General features: G+C 63.8%; 13 protein-coding genes and 1 pseudogene. 5 read left to right on the top strand and 9 right to left on the bottom strand.

The genetic code is table 11. The annotated features are described in order from the left end of the window. Positions 1–12: 12 nt before the first annotated feature. Together argE and C4Q27_RS28315 are read right to left on the bottom strand one after the other, a co-directional pair. Entirely contained in the window at positions 13–1,173 is a 1,161-nt protein-coding gene (argE, locus tag C4Q27_RS28310; RefSeq protein WP_064492651.1) for an acetylornithine deacetylase, read from the bottom strand. Next, entirely contained in the window at positions 1,166–1,843 is a 678-nt protein-coding gene (locus C4Q27_RS28315; RefSeq protein WP_104887760.1) for a DUF1028 domain-containing protein, read from the bottom strand. The genes argE and C4Q27_RS28315 overlap by 8 nt, the downstream gene beginning before the upstream one ends. Positions 1,844–2,160: 317 nt before the next feature. Here C4Q27_RS28315 and C4Q27_RS28320 point away from each other — a divergent pair, with 317 nt between their 5' ends. Together C4Q27_RS28320 and C4Q27_RS28325 are read left to right on the top strand one after the other, a co-directional pair. Then, entirely contained in the window at positions 2,161–3,480 is a 1,320-nt protein-coding gene (locus C4Q27_RS28320; RefSeq protein ID WP_104887761.1) for an NAD(P)/FAD-dependent oxidoreductase, read from the top strand. Next, the gene (locus C4Q27_RS28325; protein ID WP_014590706.1) at positions 3,480–3,896 is read left to right on the top strand and encodes a RidA family protein; all 417 of its coding nucleotides are present in this window, start codon (positions 3,480–3,482) and stop codon (positions 3,894–3,896) included. The genes C4Q27_RS28320 and C4Q27_RS28325 overlap by 1 nt, the downstream gene beginning before the upstream one ends. Before the next feature lie 198 nt (positions 3,897–4,094). On the opposite strand, the gene C4Q27_RS28330 is transcribed toward C4Q27_RS28325, so the two are convergent. Together C4Q27_RS28330 and C4Q27_RS28335 are read right to left on the bottom strand one after the other, a co-directional pair. Then, positions 4,095–4,835, bottom strand: a complete 741-nt coding sequence (locus C4Q27_RS28330) for an SDR family NAD(P)-dependent oxidoreductase (protein WP_064492653.1) — start codon at positions 4,833–4,835, stop codon at positions 4,095–4,097. 177 nt (positions 4,836–5,012) lie between these two features. Continuing rightward, positions 5,013–5,840 (bottom strand): amidohydrolase, encoded by an 828-nt coding sequence (locus tag C4Q27_RS28335; RefSeq protein WP_104887762.1) that lies wholly within the window; start codon positions 5,838–5,840, stop codon positions 5,013–5,015. Positions 5,841–5,988: 148 nt separating this feature from the next. On the opposite strand from C4Q27_RS28335, the gene C4Q27_RS28340 reads away from it, so the two are divergent. After that, positions 5,989–6,927 carry a LysR family transcriptional regulator gene (locus tag C4Q27_RS28340; RefSeq protein ID WP_064492655.1) on the top strand — a complete coding sequence of 313 codons (939 nt, stop codon included), beginning with the start codon at positions 5,989–5,991 and terminating at the stop codon, positions 6,925–6,927. Between the two features lie 80 nt (positions 6,928–7,007). On the opposite strand, the gene C4Q27_RS28345 is transcribed toward C4Q27_RS28340, so the two are convergent. The 4 genes from C4Q27_RS28345 to pgm form a co-directional block, all read right to left on the bottom strand. Continuing rightward, on the bottom strand, positions 7,008–9,413 hold the full coding sequence (locus tag C4Q27_RS28345; RefSeq protein WP_104887763.1) for a TonB-dependent receptor: 2,406 nt from the start codon (positions 9,411–9,413) through the stop codon (positions 7,008–7,010). Between the two features lie 67 nt (positions 9,414–9,480). Beyond that, positions 9,481–10,425 (bottom strand): FecR domain-containing protein, encoded by a 945-nt coding sequence (locus tag C4Q27_RS28350; RefSeq protein WP_104887764.1) that lies wholly within the window; start codon positions 10,423–10,425, stop codon positions 9,481–9,483. After that, positions 10,422–10,934 carry a sigma-70 family RNA polymerase sigma factor gene (locus C4Q27_RS28355; protein ID WP_010954430.1) on the bottom strand — a complete coding sequence of 171 codons (513 nt, stop codon included), beginning with the start codon at positions 10,932–10,934 and terminating at the stop codon, positions 10,422–10,424. The genes C4Q27_RS28350 and C4Q27_RS28355 overlap by 4 nt, the downstream gene beginning before the upstream one ends. A gap of 78 nt (positions 10,935–11,012) precedes the next feature. Beyond that, positions 11,013–12,650, bottom strand: a complete 1,638-nt coding sequence (gene pgm, locus C4Q27_RS28360) for a phosphoglucomutase (alpha-D-glucose-1,6-bisphosphate-dependent) (RefSeq protein ID WP_064492658.1) — start codon at positions 12,648–12,650, stop codon at positions 11,013–11,015. Positions 12,651–12,823: 173 nt separating this feature from the next. On the opposite strand from pgm, the gene C4Q27_RS28365 reads away from it, so the two are divergent. Together C4Q27_RS28365 and C4Q27_RS28370 are read left to right on the top strand one after the other, a co-directional pair. Beyond that, positions 12,824–13,471, top strand: a complete 648-nt coding sequence (locus C4Q27_RS28365; protein ID WP_104887765.1) for a DUF1345 domain-containing protein — start codon at positions 12,824–12,826, stop codon at positions 13,469–13,471. 274 nt (positions 13,472–13,745) lie between these two features. Further along, positions 13,746–14,006, top strand: a complete 261-nt coding sequence (locus C4Q27_RS28370) for a DUF1652 domain-containing protein (RefSeq protein ID WP_003247746.1) — start codon at positions 13,746–13,748, stop codon at positions 14,004–14,006. On the opposite strand, the pseudogene C4Q27_RS28375 reads toward C4Q27_RS28370, so the two are convergent. Further along, a pseudogene (locus tag C4Q27_RS28375) lies at positions 14,003–16,089 on the bottom strand (putative bifunctional diguanylate cyclase/phosphodiesterase). The gene C4Q27_RS28370 and the pseudogene C4Q27_RS28375 overlap by 4 nt on opposite strands. Positions 16,090–16,170 lie beyond the last annotated feature (81 nt).

A 16,170-nucleotide genomic window follows, 5' to 3' on the forward strand; every position in this document is an offset into this window, starting at 1 on the left:
CCGGCGCAACCCTCAAGCCTGTTTGAGGTAGTCCACCAGCCTCAGCAGCATGGCATCACAGCCGCGCAACTGCTCGACACTGACAAACTCATCCGGCTTGTGGCCCTGGTCCATGCTGCCAGGCCCGCACACCACGGTGGGGATGCCCGCCTGGTCGAACAAGCCACCTTCGGTACCAAACGCTACCGTACCGAACGTATCCGAACCGCTGAGTAGCGCCACCAACCGCGCAGCCTCGCTGTCTTCCGGTGTCGCCAGCCCCGGATAGGCACTCAGCGGCGCCAGGCGAATGGCGCTGGCGGTATTGACCTTGCGCATACGCGGCAGCAACTCGGCTTCAGCATAGGTTTGCAACTGGTCGGCGACCGCCTGCGCCTCGAACCCTGGGAGCGCACGCACTTCGAAATCGAACTCGCACTCGTCCGGCACGATGTTCAGCGCCCTGCCCCCTTTGATCACGCCGGTCTGCACCGTGGAGAACGGCGGATCGAAGCGCTCGTCGTGATGAGCCGGCAGTGCCAGGGCATCGCCGATTTCACCCAACTTGCCAATCAGTTTCGCCGCATACTCGATGGCGTTCACCCCATACGGCGCGTACGCCGAATGGCACGCTGCGCCCTGTACCTGGCAACGCATTGCCAGCTTGCCCTTGTGCCCCAGCACCGGTTTGAGTTCGGTGGGTTCACCGATCAGGCACAGCCGTGGTTTACACGGGCGCTTTTCGAGGGCAGCCAGCATCGAGCGCACGCCCAGGCAACCGACTTCTTCGTCGTAGGAAAACGCCAGGTGTACCGGCATGCGCAACGGCTGCGCGAGAAACGCGGGCACAGCAGCCAACACCGAGGCGATAAAGCCTTTCATGTCGGCCGTGCCGCGGCCATACAGGCGGCCGTCACGCTCACTCAGGGCAAACGGCTCGACCGTCCAGGCCTGGCCATCCACCGGCACCACATCGGTATGCCCAGACAGCACCACACCACCAACATCCTTGGGGCCGACAGTGGCGAACAGGTTGGCCTTGGTGCCCTCCGGGTTATGGAACAGCTCGCATTCCACCCCCAGCTCGGCCAGGTAATCACGGATAAAACCGATCAGCGCCAGGTTGGAGTCGCGGCTCACCGTGGCAAAGCCGATCAGCCGGGCCAGCAGTGCGCGACTGGCAAATTCACTCATCGCCCGGCACCCCATAGCTTGGCGCGGCGGTCGGGTTGAGGGCGCGGGTGACGTAATCCTGCATCTGCGGGCGATAGGCTTGCCACAGGCCATCGAGCACGCCGATCGGGTCGCTGTCGGCCCAGTCGACGCGCAGGTCCACCAGCGGCCAGGTCAGCTCGCCAGCAATCTTCAGCGCCGCCGAGTGCACGGGCCCCGCTTCGCCACCCGCGGCCATCGCCGCGTGCATGGCTGCCAGCAGGCGGTCGGCCAGGTGGCCGCCGGCCTGCTCGAAGGCCAGCACCATGGCTTCGATCACCTGGGTCGAGGACAGCAGGTTGCCAGCCGCCGCGCATTGTTCGCCGGCCATTGCATGGTGTGTGCCCAGTGCTTCCCGCCCGGTGAACAGGGCCACCTGGCCGTGGCTGTCGATCACCGTGACCTGGCGGTACTCGCTCCAGCCATTGGCACTGAGCACCCTGTCCAGCGCAGCGGCGGGCGGCAACTGGCCATGCTCCAGGGTATCGAGAATCTGCGGGCCCAGCGCCGGCAGGGTGATGTTCTGGGTCGAGACTGCGCCCACACCGGCACGCACCCAGGGGCAACGGGCACCCACGGCGATGCTCGACGAGCTGATGGCAATACCGACCTGGCCGGTTTCCTGGCAACGACCAATGATGGAGAACGTCATGTCATGGTTCCTGTTGTGCTGTGCGATACACGGCATTCTGAGTGGAACCTTCGGGCGGGCGAAACGACCTTTTTCCGAGGGGGTAGGCAGGAAAAAACTATGCTCAGGGGCCCGCCCTTCGCACCCGCTCGAAAAACCACGTCACCCACCCGGCCAACCTGCCCCACAGGCCAGAGAAATCAAGGCCTTCGCCGTTTTATCGGCAAGCACCAGCTAAATACTATTTTCGCCATTTCCACGGCATCCCTAGTCTGGCTCCAGGCAACGGCGGTCCTCCAAACCGACCTGACAATAACCGCCTGAACAAGGGCTCGGACATGACACTGAACAACCTCGAAATCGACACCCTCGTCGTCGGCGCCGGCCAGGCCGGCGTGGCCATGAGCGAACACCTGAGCAAGCTTGGCGTGCCGCACCTGGTACTGGAGCGCAACCGCATCGCACAGGCCTGGCGTACCGGCCGCTGGGACTCGTTGGTCGCCAACGGCCCGGCCTGGCACGACCGCTTCCCGGGGCTGGAATTCAACCTCGACGCCGATGCATTCGCCGGCAAGGACCAGGTGGCCGACTACTTCGAGCAGTACGTACGCAAGTACAACCTGCCCGTGCGCACCGGCATTGAGGTGAAGCGCGTGGTGCGTAACAGCGACCGCCCTGGCTTCACCATCGACACCAGTGAAGGCGTGATTCGCGCCAATCGCGTAGTCGCCGCCACCGGCCCGTTCCAGAAACCAGTGATCCCGGCCATCGCGCCGAAAGACAGCAACCTGCACCAGATTCATTCCGCCGCTTACTTCAACCCAGAGCAGTTGCCTGAAGGCGCGGTACTGGTGGTCGGTGCCGGCTCTTCCGGCGTGCAGATTGCCGAAGAGCTGATGCGCGCCGGACGCCAGGTGTACCTGTCGGTCGGCGCCCACGACCGCCCGCCGCGTGCCTACCGCAACCGCGACTTCTGCTGGTGGCTGGGCGTGCTGGGCGAGTGGGACGCGGAAATTGCCAAGCCCGGTCGCGAGCATGTGACCATCGCAGTCAGCGGCGCCCGTGGAGGCCACACCGTGGACTTCCGTGCCCTCGCCCACCAGGGCATGACCCTGGTCGGCCTGACCCAGTCGTTCGAAAACGGCGTCGCGCACTTCCAGGACAACCTGGTCGAGAACATCAACCGAGGAGACGAAAACTACCTGGCCCTGCTGGATGCGGCCGATGCCTACATCGAACGCAACGGCCTGGACCTGCCGGAAGAGCCCGAAGCCCGCCAGCGCCTGGCCGACCCGGAGTGCATGCGCAACCCGCTGCAGCAGCTGGACCTGGCCAAGGCCGGCGTCAGCAGCATCATCTGGGCCACCGGTTACGGCGTGGATTTCAGCTGGCTGCAGGTAGACACCTTCGATGCCAACGGCAAGCCCCAGCACCAGCGTGGTGTGGCCCGTGAGCCGGGCGTGTACTTCCTCGGCCTGCCGTGGTTGTCGCGCCGTGGTTCATCGTTCATCTGGGGGGTGTGGCACGACGCCAAGCACGTCGCCGGCCACATCGCCACACAACGCACCTACACCGCCTACCGCGACCGCGAGCAACGCGCAGCGGATGAGCAGCAAACCGCCAAGATCAGCAATGTCAGCACCCTCGGAGCCCACTGATGCCTACCCATACTCGCATCCGCATGTTCAACACCAAGGAAACCTACCCCAACCAGACCCTGGACAACGACTTGTGTCAGGCCGTGCGGGCGGGCAATACCATCTACGTGCGCGGCCAGGTCGGTACCGACTTCGAAGGCAAGCTGGTGGGCCTGGGTGACCCGCGCGCACAAACCGAACAGGCGATGAAGAACGTCAAGCAACTGCTTGAAGAAGCCGGCTCGGACCTGTCGCACATCGTCAAGACCACCACCTACATCACCGACCCGCGTTTCCGCGAGCCGGTGTACAAGGAGGTGGGCAAGTGGCTCAAGGGCGTGTTCCCGATTTCCACCGGGTTGGTGGTAGCCGGGTTGGCCCAGGCCGAGTGGCTGATGGAGATCGACGTGATCGCCGTGGTACCCGATCAGCAATGACCGCAGGCCTGAATGGCGGGTGGTGACTGCCACCTGCCGTCCAGCCACGCCTGGGTTGCCTGTGCCGCAGCGTGCAAGCGCTGAGGTGCGGGCACGCCAACGGACGACAGTTCCACGCTGACACGTCGCCCGCAGTTCGCGCGTGGCTGGCTACCCGGCGCAGCTCCAACGCCATTGGGCGTACCACACCCAGTCCATTCAGTAGGTCGCCCTCCCGCCGCTGAGGTCAAACACAAAGCCAGTGGTAAAGCTGCACTCAGGCCCGGCGATCCAGCTGACCATGTTGGCAATCTCCTCGGCCTTGAGGAAGCGCCCCATGGGGATCTTGGCCTTGCTCGCGGCAATATGCTCGGCCGTCATCTCGGCCATCAGCGGCGTCTCGACCATCGCCGGTGCCACGCAGTTGAGCAGCACGCCATCCTGCGCCAGCTCCTTGGCTGCCGCCTTGGTGAAAGCGATGACCCCGGCCTTGGCTGCCGAATAGCCCGAGATGTACTGCACACCCTCCTTGCCGGCCATGGAGGCGATATTGACGATGCGCCCGTAGCCGCGCTCACGCATGTGCGCGATGGCGGTGCGGCAGCAATAGAACACACCGTTCAGGTCGATGGCGATGACCTTGTCCCAGGCCTCTGGCGGGTACTCCCAAGACGCCACCACCGGGCCGTTGATGCCGGCATTGTTGACCAAAATCTGCACCTGCCCCAAACGCGCCAGCGTCTGGGCAAAAGCCGCCTCCACCGAGGCCAGCGACGACACATCCACTGCCTGGCGCAGCACCGGCTCGAAGCCGTTTTCCGTACTGCTCCAGCCATCGACGGCAAGGTCCCAGATCACCACCTGGGCGCCGGCGACATGCAAGCGGCGGGCAATCGCCAGGCCGATGCCACGCATGCCACCGGTGACGATAGCGGTTTGGCCTTGCAGGTACTGGCTCATTGTTCAGCTCCATTTTCGACAGAAGGAATATCCGGCAAGCGACGCAGGTCACATGCCTTTTGGGGCGCTAGCCGAGACGATCCTCCAGGCCATGGAGGATGCCGCCCGGGACGGGTGTTCTGTTCAGTGTTCATCAGGATTGCGCGCTTGTTGTTGGAAGGGCACACAACGGAGGGGCTAGGCAAACCCGAACAATCGCCGAGGGGTGTCCCACATCACTGTGCGGCGCAGCCGGGCATCTGGCATCAGGCGCTCGGCCAGCTTCAGCAGCGGGCCGTAGTCCACCCGCGCGGGCTGGCGAATGAACGGCCAGTCCGAACCCCACACACAGGCTTGGGCGCCAAAGGCTTCGAGCAGGGCCTGCACGTATGCACAGCTCTGTTCGAACAAGGCATCCGCTGCGGCAAACTTCTGCATGCCTGACAGCTTCACGCAGGCGCGGCCACTGTCGGCCAGCCGCAGCAACGCCTGGAAGCCGACCTGCTGCACACCGGCAGCGACATCCGGGCGGCCGCAATGGTCAATCAACAGACGAGCCTGCGAGCCTTGCAGCAGGCCGTGCAGGTCCAGCAACTGGTCGTCACACACCTGCAGCTGGGCGAACAGGCCAAGCTCGGCGAGCTTGCCGAACAGCCCGTCAACGCCCTTGAGGCTGGCTACCCCGTACAGCGCGGGGTTGAAGGCGATACCCACCACGCCTTGCGCCTGCAAGGCCGCCAGCGCATCAAGGTTGATGTCCGCCTTGACCACCGCCACCCCCTTGAACCGCCCCTGCCCGCTGGCCAAGGCATGCAGCAGGCAGCGGTTGTCGGTGTGGTAGCCGCTGTTGGGGCCCACCAGCAAGGCATGTTGCACGCCGTAAGCGTCCATCACCCGGGTGAACTGCGCCTGGGTGGCGACCTCCTGGCCGGAGGGCGCATAGGGTGCGTCGGGGTGATAGGGGAAACGGGGAGGGTCAAACAAATGGTTATGGCAATCGATCTTCGCTTCGTCAAATATGTTCACCCAGCACTCCCGTCAAGCGCCACTGCGCTTGTCTGCAGATCTTGTTATTGTGCGCCGCAAGGGCGATTAGGCTGGGGTTCACGATACTGTGTGGCCGGCTTTGACGCTCATGCCCAGATGGCGAAAACCATAACCGAAGGTAATACACATGCTGCTTGGCAACGAAGGCGCGGACGCAAGCCCCATGGTGTTCAAGCTGCGGCACATGGAAGTGTTCAGGGCGGTGATGCTGACGGGCTCGATCAGCGCGGCGGCCAAATTGCTGTATGTGTCGCAGCCGGCGGTGAGCAAGCTGATCCAGTACATCGAAGCGCGCCTGGCCTACCCGCTGTTCGAGCGCGTCAATAACCGCCTGGTGCCGACGGCCGAAGCGCAGGTGCTGTTTCGCGAGGTCGAGCGGGTGTACCAGGCAGCGTTGCAGGTCAACGAATGCGCCCTCGCGCTGGGCGCTGGCGGCCAGCGCAAGTTGCGTATCTCGTGCAGTGCATCGTTGTCCACGGTGGTGATCCCGATGGCCCTGGCCCAGCTCAAGCGTGAATCACCGTCACTGAATATCGAGTGGCAAACCTCGTTGATGGGCGAAATGCCCAATCAGATCCTGTCGAAGAAGGTCGACCTGTCGATCGCCGCCCTGCCGGTGGTGCACGACCACCTGCATTCGCAAGCGTTCATGCGTGGACGCATGGTGGTGGTGATGCCGCCGGGTCACCCTTTGGCCGGTCAGCCCGCGCTGACCTTGCAGCAGCTGGAGGGCCATGCGTTGCTGCTGTTCCGGCCCGACATGCCGTTTGGCAAGCTGTTGGCCGAACACATCGGGCGCCGCGGGCTACAGCTGAAATCACTGTTGTCGTTCACCAATGCCAACGAGGCTGTGGCGTTGGTCAAGCAAGGCATGGGCATCAGCGTGATCGACGAGTTCGTTGCACAGGACAGCGGGCTCGCGGTGGTGCCGTTGGCCGATGAGATTCACTTCGATATCAGCTTCGTCTATTCGCGCTTCGAGCCGCCCTCGCATGCAGCGGTGCAGTTGATGCGGGTGTTGCAGGGGCAGGCGCAGAAGCTGGGGCGGGCGCTTGCGCCGGGCTGATCATCTACGCAACCGCCCCACCGAGTCGCCTGATTCCCGGTCGCACCCGCTCCCGCTGGGTAGGTATACAAGGGTCCGGTTTAAAAGCCGACCGTGGCCGAGAGCAAATAGGTCCGCGGCGTAGACAGGGTCAACCCCGGCTCACTGTCATCCGACGCCCCCGCCGAGCTCCAGTAGCGATCATCGAGCACATTCTCGACACTGGCCCGCAAGGTAACCTCGGTGGCGTCCACCTTGAAGGCGTAACGTGCGCCCAGGTCATAACGCTCCCAGCCATCGATGCGCTTGCTGTTGTTCTGGTCCAGGTACTGGGAACTTGAGTGAATGCCGCGCGCTGTGAAGGTTAGGCCGTTCACCCCTGGCACGTCCCATTCAGCCCCCAGATTGACGTTGTATTCGGGCGTGGCCGGCGCGCGGTTGCCATCGTAGGCACCGCCGACGGTGTCAGTCAGCTCGCTGTCGATATACATCACCCCACCCAACACCCGCACGCCCTGCACCGGTTCACCGAACACACTCAGCTCGATGCCGCGGTTGTCACGCTTGCCATTGGGGCCGAACACCCGCGAGGTGGGGTTGGTCTCGTAGGCCGGCTGGCGAATGCGGAAGGCGCTGGCGGTAAAGGCCACCTGGCCGAGGTCGTACTTGGCCCCCACCTCGATCTGGCGGCTGGTGAACGGCGGGAAGATCTGGTCTTCGTTGATCGAGGTCGATGGGGCGATCTTGCCTTGGCTCAGGCCCTCCATGTAGTTGGCGTACAACGAGAGCTGGTCGGTGACCTTGAGCAATACGCCCCCAGAAGGCGAGACCTTTTCTTCGTCATAGCCCGTATCGCCTTTGACGCCGTCGCTCCAGTCATCCACCTGCACCCGTTGCCAGCGCGCACCCAGGGTCAACAGCAGGCGGTCGTCAAAAAAGCCAAGGGTGTCGGCCAGGGCCACGCCGGAGAAGCGGTTTTCCGTGTAGACCTCGGGGTCGAGGCGGGTTGGCGTACCGGGTGTCGGTGCGGCCACCGGGTTGTAGAGGTTGCTCGGCGCCGAGGCATAGCGCGCCCCGCCGTTGGTGAAGTCCATGTAGTAATAGGTGGCGGCCAGGTTCAGCTCGTGGCTGACCGGCCCGGTATGGAACCAGTGACGTAAACCGGCCATGGCGGTGCGCACCGACTCGTCCCGGGTAAAGTCACGCGGCTGCACGGTGAAGTCGCCGGCATCGTTGGTGATCGACACGTTATGGCGCAGGAAGTCATGGTTGCTCTTGCGCGCACCGACCGCACCATAGGCCAGCAGCGATTCGCTGATATCGTACTCGGCGTTCAGCGCACCGAAGGTGTCGTTGGTACGCGCCTTGCTCCAGGCCTGGGCGTAGTTGTGACGTACGTCATTGGCATTGGGCACCTTGGCATTGGCACCGACCAGCACACGCTCCTGCGGGGCGTCGGTGTCGCGTTCGGTGTGGCCAAGGTCTGCCGAGAGACGCAGGCGCTCGCCTCGAAAATCCAGGCCCAGCACCGCCATTTCACGGTCGACGCGCTGGTGGTCCCATTCGGTATCACCGGCCTGCTTCACGCCATTGAAGCGCACGCCGAACTGCTGGCCTTCACCAAAGCGACGGCCGATGTCCACTGCGCCGCCAGCCTGGCCGGCCGAGGCGTAGCTGCCGGTGAATTCGGTGATCGGCTTGTCAGCGGCTCGCTTGGGCTGCACGTTGATACCGCCGCCCACGCTGCCACGCGGCGATATGCCGTTGATCAACTGGCTGGGGCCTTTGATGATGTCTACCCAGTCGGCCATTTCCATGTCGATCGAATAGGTCGGCAAGATGCCATAGAGACCGTTGTAGGCCACATCACTGTTGAACAGGCTGAAGCCGCGAATGGTGAACTGCTCGAAACGCCCGCCCGCCGGGTTGGTAGCACGCACCGAAGGGTCGCTGGCAATCAGCTCGCCCAAGGTGCGCGCCTGCTGGTTCTTGACCAGTTCGCTGGTGTAGCTGGTGATGCTGAACGGGGTTTCCATGAAGTCGCGCGAACCGAGCAAGCCTTGCGCGCCCTGGCGTGCCACTTGGCCACCGGCATACGGCTGCGTTTCGTTGCCTGCGGCCAGGCCGCCGACGATGCTGGTGGGGGCGATTTCCAGCGCGCCACTGGCCTGGGGGGCTGGCATCAGGGTGAAGGCCCCCTCACCCACCGGTAGCGCCTGCAAGCCGCTACTGCGCAGCAACTGGCTGAAGCCTTCATCGACACTGTAACGACCGGACAAGCCGTTACTTTGCCGGCCCTCTACCAATGCCGGGTCGAGCGAAAGGCTGACACCGGCCTGGTCGGCGAAATGGGTCAAGGCGGCACCCAGGCTGGCTGGCGCCACCTGGAACGTACGCCGGGCCGGCTCATCGGCCCATGCGGGTGCACACAACAGCAGGCTCATCGCGAACAATGGATGTGCTGCGCGCGCCAGTGGGCGCAGGCGGCAGGATTTTACTGCAGGCATTGAACAAGGCTCCCCTTTTATTTTCTCCTACCGGTAATGACCGGCGAGTGAAAAAAAGGGGACAGCCTCATGCTCGATTTTCTCGTGCGGTCAGGCTCACCCAATAACGCGTGCGGGTCTGCACTTGCAACGGCAGGCTGGCGGCGAGCAGGGCCAACACCCGGTCGGTGTCGTCAAGGCGGAACGTGCCGGTAACACGCAAGCGCTCCAGTTCTGGTGCCCAGCGCAGTACGCCGGGGCGATACCTGCGCAGTTCGTGCAGCAACTCGCCCAGTGGGCGGTCGTCCAGCCGTAGCGCACCTTCGCGCCAGCCCAGTTGCCATGCGTCGAGGGCTTTGACAGGGCCAACGCCAGCCGCCTGCAAACTGGCCTGTTGGCCGGCCTGTAGCATCACGGCAGATCCACGCAACGGCTGCAGGCTGACTAAACCCTTGATCGCCGACACCCGGCAGGCCTCATCAAGCAGGCGCAGGCACGCCTCGCCCTCACTGAGCACCACCCGGCCGTAAGGCACCTGCAAGGTGAGGCTCAGGTTAGCGGGCACGCTGACGGCCACTTCACCGCGCAGCAGTGCCACGCGGCCTGCACCCAGCTCGATATCGACCGCACTGTCGGTGTTCAACTGCAACAAGGTGCCGTCGCTCAGCAGTGCCTGCCTGCGCTCCCCGACTGCGGTGCGCATGTCGGCGGTCCAGGCATCCAGCAACAGCTCACGGCTCACCAGCCAGGCCACCGGCAACAACGCCGACACACCCAGGGCTTGTTTGAGCAGAGCCCGACGACCGGCATCCGGACGATCCAGGGCGGCCATCGCCAATGCGCCGGGCAACCCGGCAAACCGCGCTCGCAGCAGCGATGCCTTTTGCCAGGCGTCTTCGTGCAGGTGACTGCTGGCGCGCCATTGCGCCAGACGCAGCAGGTCAGATTCGCTTGCGTCGCCAGAATCCAGCAATGCCAGCCAACGGGCTGCAGCACGCAGCGCCTCGCGGGTTTCTGGGGGGTGGGGGCTCATTGCAACTCGGCCAACAGGCAATGTTCGTACGCCTGCGCCATGTAGCGTTTCACCGAGCGCTGGCAGACGCCCAGGCGCTGGCCAATTTCGGCGTAGCCCAAGCCTTCCAGCTGGCTCCAGAGAAAGGCCTTGCGTATCGCCGGCTTGAGGCCGTCGAGCAATTCATCCAGTGCTTGCAGGGTTTCGAGCAGTACCCAGCGCTGTTCTGGCGACGGCACGTGTTGCTCGGGCAACTGCGCCAAGGCATCAAGGTAGGCCTGCTCCAGGCTACGTCGCTGGTGGAAGTTGCTGAGCAAACGCTTGCCCACGGTCAGCAGGTAGGCACGCGGTTCGCGTATGTCTGCCAGCGGCTGGGCGCTGGCCAGAATGCGCAGAAAAGTATCCTGGCTGAGGTCGGCGGCATCCCAGGCATTGCCCATACGCCGGCGCAGCCAGGCTTCAAGCCAGCCGCGATGCTCCCGGTACAGGGCAGGCAGGCCAGGCTCCGGTGGCGGCGCGGCGTCGATCATGAGGAGGGTCCTGCGGCGGAGTAAATAAGATTAATTCTAATTTACATCACACCACAGAACCAAGCGGTTTGTTACCGGTCAGGCAATGGCTTCATCGACCAGCACTTGTGCTTCCTGCACCAGACGCTGCAAATGCGCCTCGTCGATAAAGCTTTCGGCGTAGATCTTGTAGATGTCTTCAGTACCCGACGGGCGCGCGGCGAACCAGCCATTGGCAGTCATCACCTTAAGCCCGCCAATCGCCTGGCCATTGCCTGGGGCGTGGCTGAGGATCTGCACGATCGGCTCACCGGCCAGTTCTGTCGACTTCACCTGCTCCGGCGCCAGCTTGCTCAGCAACGCCTTCTGCCGCGCATCGGCCTTGGCCTCGACACGGGTGGCGAACGGCTTGCCCAGCGCCTCGGTCAGGTCGGCATAAGCCTGGCTCGGGTTACGCCCGGTACGGGCGGTCATTTCGGCGGCCAGCAAGGCCGGGATCAACCCGTCCTTGTCGGTGGCCCACACCGAGCCATCGCGGCGCAGGAACGAAGCCCCTGCACTTTCTTCGCCACCAAAACCGAGCGAACCGTCGAACAGGCCCTGGGCGAAGAACTTGAAGCCCACCGGCACCTCATACAGATCGCGGCCCAGCCGTTGGGTAACGCGGTCGATCAGGCCGCTGGAGACCACGGTCTTGCCCACGGCGGCGTCACTGCGCCACTGCGGGCGGTGGCGGAACAGGTAGTCGATGGCCACGGCGAGGTAGTTGTTGGGTTGCAGCAGGCCGTCAGGGGTGACGATGCCGTGGCGGTCGTGGTCCGGGTCGCAGGCGAAGGCCACGTCAAAGCGCTCGCGCAGGCCTATCAGGCCCTGCATGGCATACGGCGAGGAAGGGTCCATGCGGATCTGGCCGTCCCAGTCGACGGTCATGAAGCGGAAGGTCGGGTCGACCTCGGTGTTCACCACTTCCAGGTCCAGCTGGTAGTGCTTGGCAATGGCCGACCAGTAGCGTACCCCTGCCCCGCCCAGCGGGTCGACGCCCAGGCGCAACCCGGCGCCACGGATGACATCGAAATCGATGACGTTTTCCAGGTCGGCCACATAGTTGCTGACGTAATCGTGGCGGTGGGTGGTCGGCGCCTGCAGCGCCTGGGCATGGTCCATGCGCTTGACGCCCGCCAGGTTAGCCGCCAGCAGCTCGTTGGCCTTGCCCTCGATCCACTTGGTCACGTCGCTGTCGGCCGGGCCGCCGTTGGGCGGGTTGTACTTGAAGCCACCGCTTTGCGGCGGGTTGTGCGACGGGGTGATGACAATACCGTCAGCCAGGCCCTGCGTGCGGCCGCGGTTGTGACAGAGGATGGCGTGGGAAACCGCCGGCGTAGGCGTGTATTCGTCATCCTTGGACAGCATCACCTGCACGCCGTTGGCGGCCAGCACTTCCAGTGCGCTGGCGGTCGCCGGCGCTGACAGGGCGTGGGTATCGGCGCCGATGAACAGCGGGCCATCGATGCCTTTTTCCTGGCGGTACAGGCAGATCGCCTGGCTAATGGCCAGGACGTGATACTCGTTGAAACTCAATTCAAGCGAACTGCCCCGGTGCCCCGAGGTGCCGAAGGCCACGCGCTGGGCCGCCACGGCAGCGTCTGGGCGGCCCGTGTAATAGGCGGTAAGCAGCCGGGGAATATCGACCAGCACGCTGGCCGGAGCCGGCTTGCCTGCCAAAGGACTGAGCGTCATGCAAAAACCTCGAGTTCAACGGATGTTGGTGTTGGAACGTGCAGTGTACTGAGAGTTGCAATGCCGTGCGATGGGGGCATCAAAGAAACCCCAGGCCCTGCAGGGTATTGCGCATCCCGCCCAACCCTATGACGGTCTAGAGTACAAGCCATACCCCTTGTGAACGAGGCTCCATGGCTTTCCATCGTCTGACCCGCACACACCCTCGCCTGAGCATCGCCGCTGCAGTCGGCCTCGCCGGCGCCTGGCTGATCCCCGCCGGTGATACCGTGCAGCACATCCTCGCTGGCTGGAACCTGGGGGTGTGGCTGTACCTGCTGCTGGTGCTCTACCTGAGCTGGACAGCCAGCCCGGAAAAGGTCCGCAAGGTCGCCGGCGTCGAAGACGAGAACGCAGGCCTGGTCCTGCTGACCGTGTGCATCGCCGCCATCGCCAGCCTTGCCGCGGTCACCCTGCAACTGGTCTCCAGCCGCGGCCTGCAAGGCACGGCCCTGGCCGTGCACTATCTCTACCCTGGCCTGACCGTCGCCGGTTCCTGGCTGCTGATCGGCTGCATATTCACCCTGCACTACGCCCGCCTGTTCTACACCGGGCAAAACCACGAACCCCCACTGCGCTTCGCTGATGGCGAGCGCAACCCGGATTACTGGGACTTCCACTACTTCTCGTTCACCATCAGCGTGGCGGTGCAAACCTCAGACGTGGGTGTCGCCGGTCGTGGGTTGCGGCGGGTGGTGCTGGCGCATTCGCTGGTGGGCTTCGTGTTCAATACGGCGATTCTGGGGTTCACTATCAACATCGCCGCCGGGTTGTTGGGTTAAGCAAGCCGCTCGTCTGAAAAACCTGCGCGTCGAACGTCCGCGAAAGTCACCAAACCCGATGGTTACCTGGTACCTTGCGGCCGGGAAAACGTTTGCCATGCAGCCAGCCGTCACACTGCGCCCATGACAAGGGTGTGACCAGTGTCAAGCATTCGCACATTTGTCGTACTTGCAACCGAAAATTGCGCCTAGCAGGTGCTATCTTTAGTTTCCCGGCGGCCGCATCGATGTGGCCACCCGCTCATCACGTCCAGGTACGGACAAGGAGGCTGGCATGAACAAGATGACGTTCCCCAACGCCTGCCAGGTGATGCGCTGGCATTTCCATCCGTTAGGTTTCGAGGCCAGCATGGATGCGCCACGCAGCATGGTCGCGCGGCTGTTCGACCGCGCCAGCGGTGAAACCCTGCTGGCGATTGCGGGTATCCCCTGTGCAGCGATCATGGCCGCCGCCGATGTAGAGCGCATCATCGAGGCCGTCGAGGCGGAAATGGATGCCTTCATACCCGCCTTTACCTTGCGCGATGCAGTCTAGCCCGCAGCAGTGAGTTCCGGGCCCATGGCCTGCAACTTGCTCATGAACTGCTCGGCCGGCACGGGCTGGCCCAGCAGGTAGCCCTGCAACGAGTCACATCCCAGACGGGTCAGGAAGTCCTGCTGCTTGTCGGTTTCAACCCCCTCGGCAACGATACGCAGGCCCAACGCCTGGCCCAGTGCGACGATTGCCGAAACAATCGCTGCATCGTCACTGTCCTGCTCCAGATCACGTACGAACCCGCGGTCGATTTTCAGCTCGTTGGCTGGCAGGCGTTTGAGGTACATCAGGCTGGAATAGCCCGTACCAAAGTCATCGATGGACAAGTCCACGCCCATGTCGGACAGGCGCTGCAGCACGGTCAGGCTGGCGTCGGCATCGTGCATGGCGGTGGTTTCGGTAATTTCCAGTGTCAGGCAGTTTGCTGGCAAGCCGTTCTGCTGCAGGGCGCGGGCCACGCTGTCGACCAGACCGGCATGGCAGAACTGGATGGCCGACAGGTTCACCGCCATGCGCCAGCCATGGTGCCCCTGGTCCAGCCACTGACGCATCTGACGGCAGGCCTCAGTGAGTACCCACTCACCGATGGGGATGATCAGGCCGGTCTTTTCCGCCAGGCCGATGAAGCGGTCAGGCAGCAGCAGGCCCTGCTGCGGGTGCTCCCAGCGCAGCAATGCTTCGGCACCGATCGGCTGGCAGGCCTGGGCGTCGAACTTGGGCTGATAATGCAAGCGGAACTGGCGCTGCTCCAGCGCCAGGCGCAAGTCCTGCAACAGCTGCAACTGCTGGCGCGCATTGCTGTTCATCGACACATCGAAGAAGCTGTAACCGTTCTTGCCGGCGCTCTTGGCATGGTACATGGCAGCGTCGGCGTTACGCAGCAGCTCATGCTGGTCCTGGCCGTTGCCCGGATACAGGACGATGCCCAGGCTCGCCGACAGTTGCAGGTCGTGCTCGGCGACGCGGAAAGGCCGGGACACCAGGTTGACCTGCTTGACCGCCACATCCATGGCATCGTTCGGCTCCTGCAGTTCCACCAGCAGCACGAATTCGTCGCCGCCAATCCGAGCCAGCGTGTCCTGGCTGTGCAGGTGGCCGCGCAGGCGGGCCGCCACTGCCTTGAGCAGAAGGTCACCGATATGATGGCCAAAGGCATCGTTGACGGGTTTGAAGCCGTCCAGATCAATGAACATCAGGGCAAAACAGCCGCCCTGCTCCGCCACTTTGGCGATGGCCTGTTCGATACGATCGGCCAGCAAGGTACGGTTGGGCAGATCGGTGAGGGTGTCGTGCAGGGCCAGTTGGGTCAGTTCCTGGTTGGCCAAGGTCAGCGAACGGGCCAACTCGGCAGTACGTGCCTCGAGACGCGCGTCCAGCACCGAAGTCAGCAAAGCCACTGCCAGTACTGCCAGCGTGGTGATCAGCACCAGGTAAACCAGGCTGTCACCCTGCAATCCGCCCCCAGCGCGCCGCAAAAGCTGCCCTCGGGGAAGTTCGCCGCTGCCATGCCGGTGTAATGCATGCCCACGATGGCAAAGCCCATGACCACCGCCGCCAGGCCGCGGATCTGCCGCACATAGGGGGTGTGCTTGCGCAGGCGGAAGGCAATCCACAATGCCGCCGCCGAGGCGCCCACGGCAATCAGCAGCGAAGCGCCGAACAACGTCGGGTCGTAATCGATGCCAGGCAGCATGCGCAGCGCGGCCATGCCTGTGTAGTGCATGCAAGCGATACCGGCGCCCATGATCAGCGCGCCGAACCCCAACTGCAGCGCTGGCAGGCTCGGCTGGCTGACCAGCCACAAGGCAAAGCCCGAGGACAGCACAGCGATCAGCAGCGAGAACGCGGTCAGGGCCAGGTCGTACCCCAAGTCGATGGGCAAGCTGAAGGCAAGCATGCCAATGAAGTGCATCGACCACACGCCGATGCCCATGGCCAACGCACCGCCGCCCATCCACAGGCAGGCAGCGCGGCCCTTGGCCGTGGCGATGCGGCCGGTCAGGTCAAGGGCGGTATAGGATGCCAGGATCGCCACGCACAGCGAAATCAACACCAGCGAAGAGGAGTAGCTACCGGTCAGCATTGAGAGTTCCAGCGCCGGGACAGGGGGCCCGGCAAAGCTGACGATTGTACTCAAGCTTAAGGGAAACGCACGGGGTTTTTG

Origin of the sequence: Pseudomonas sp. SWI36, from assembly GCF_002948105.1 — a bacterium.
Lineage (GTDB): Bacteria > Pseudomonadota > Gammaproteobacteria > Pseudomonadales > Pseudomonadaceae > Aquipseudomonas > Aquipseudomonas alloputida.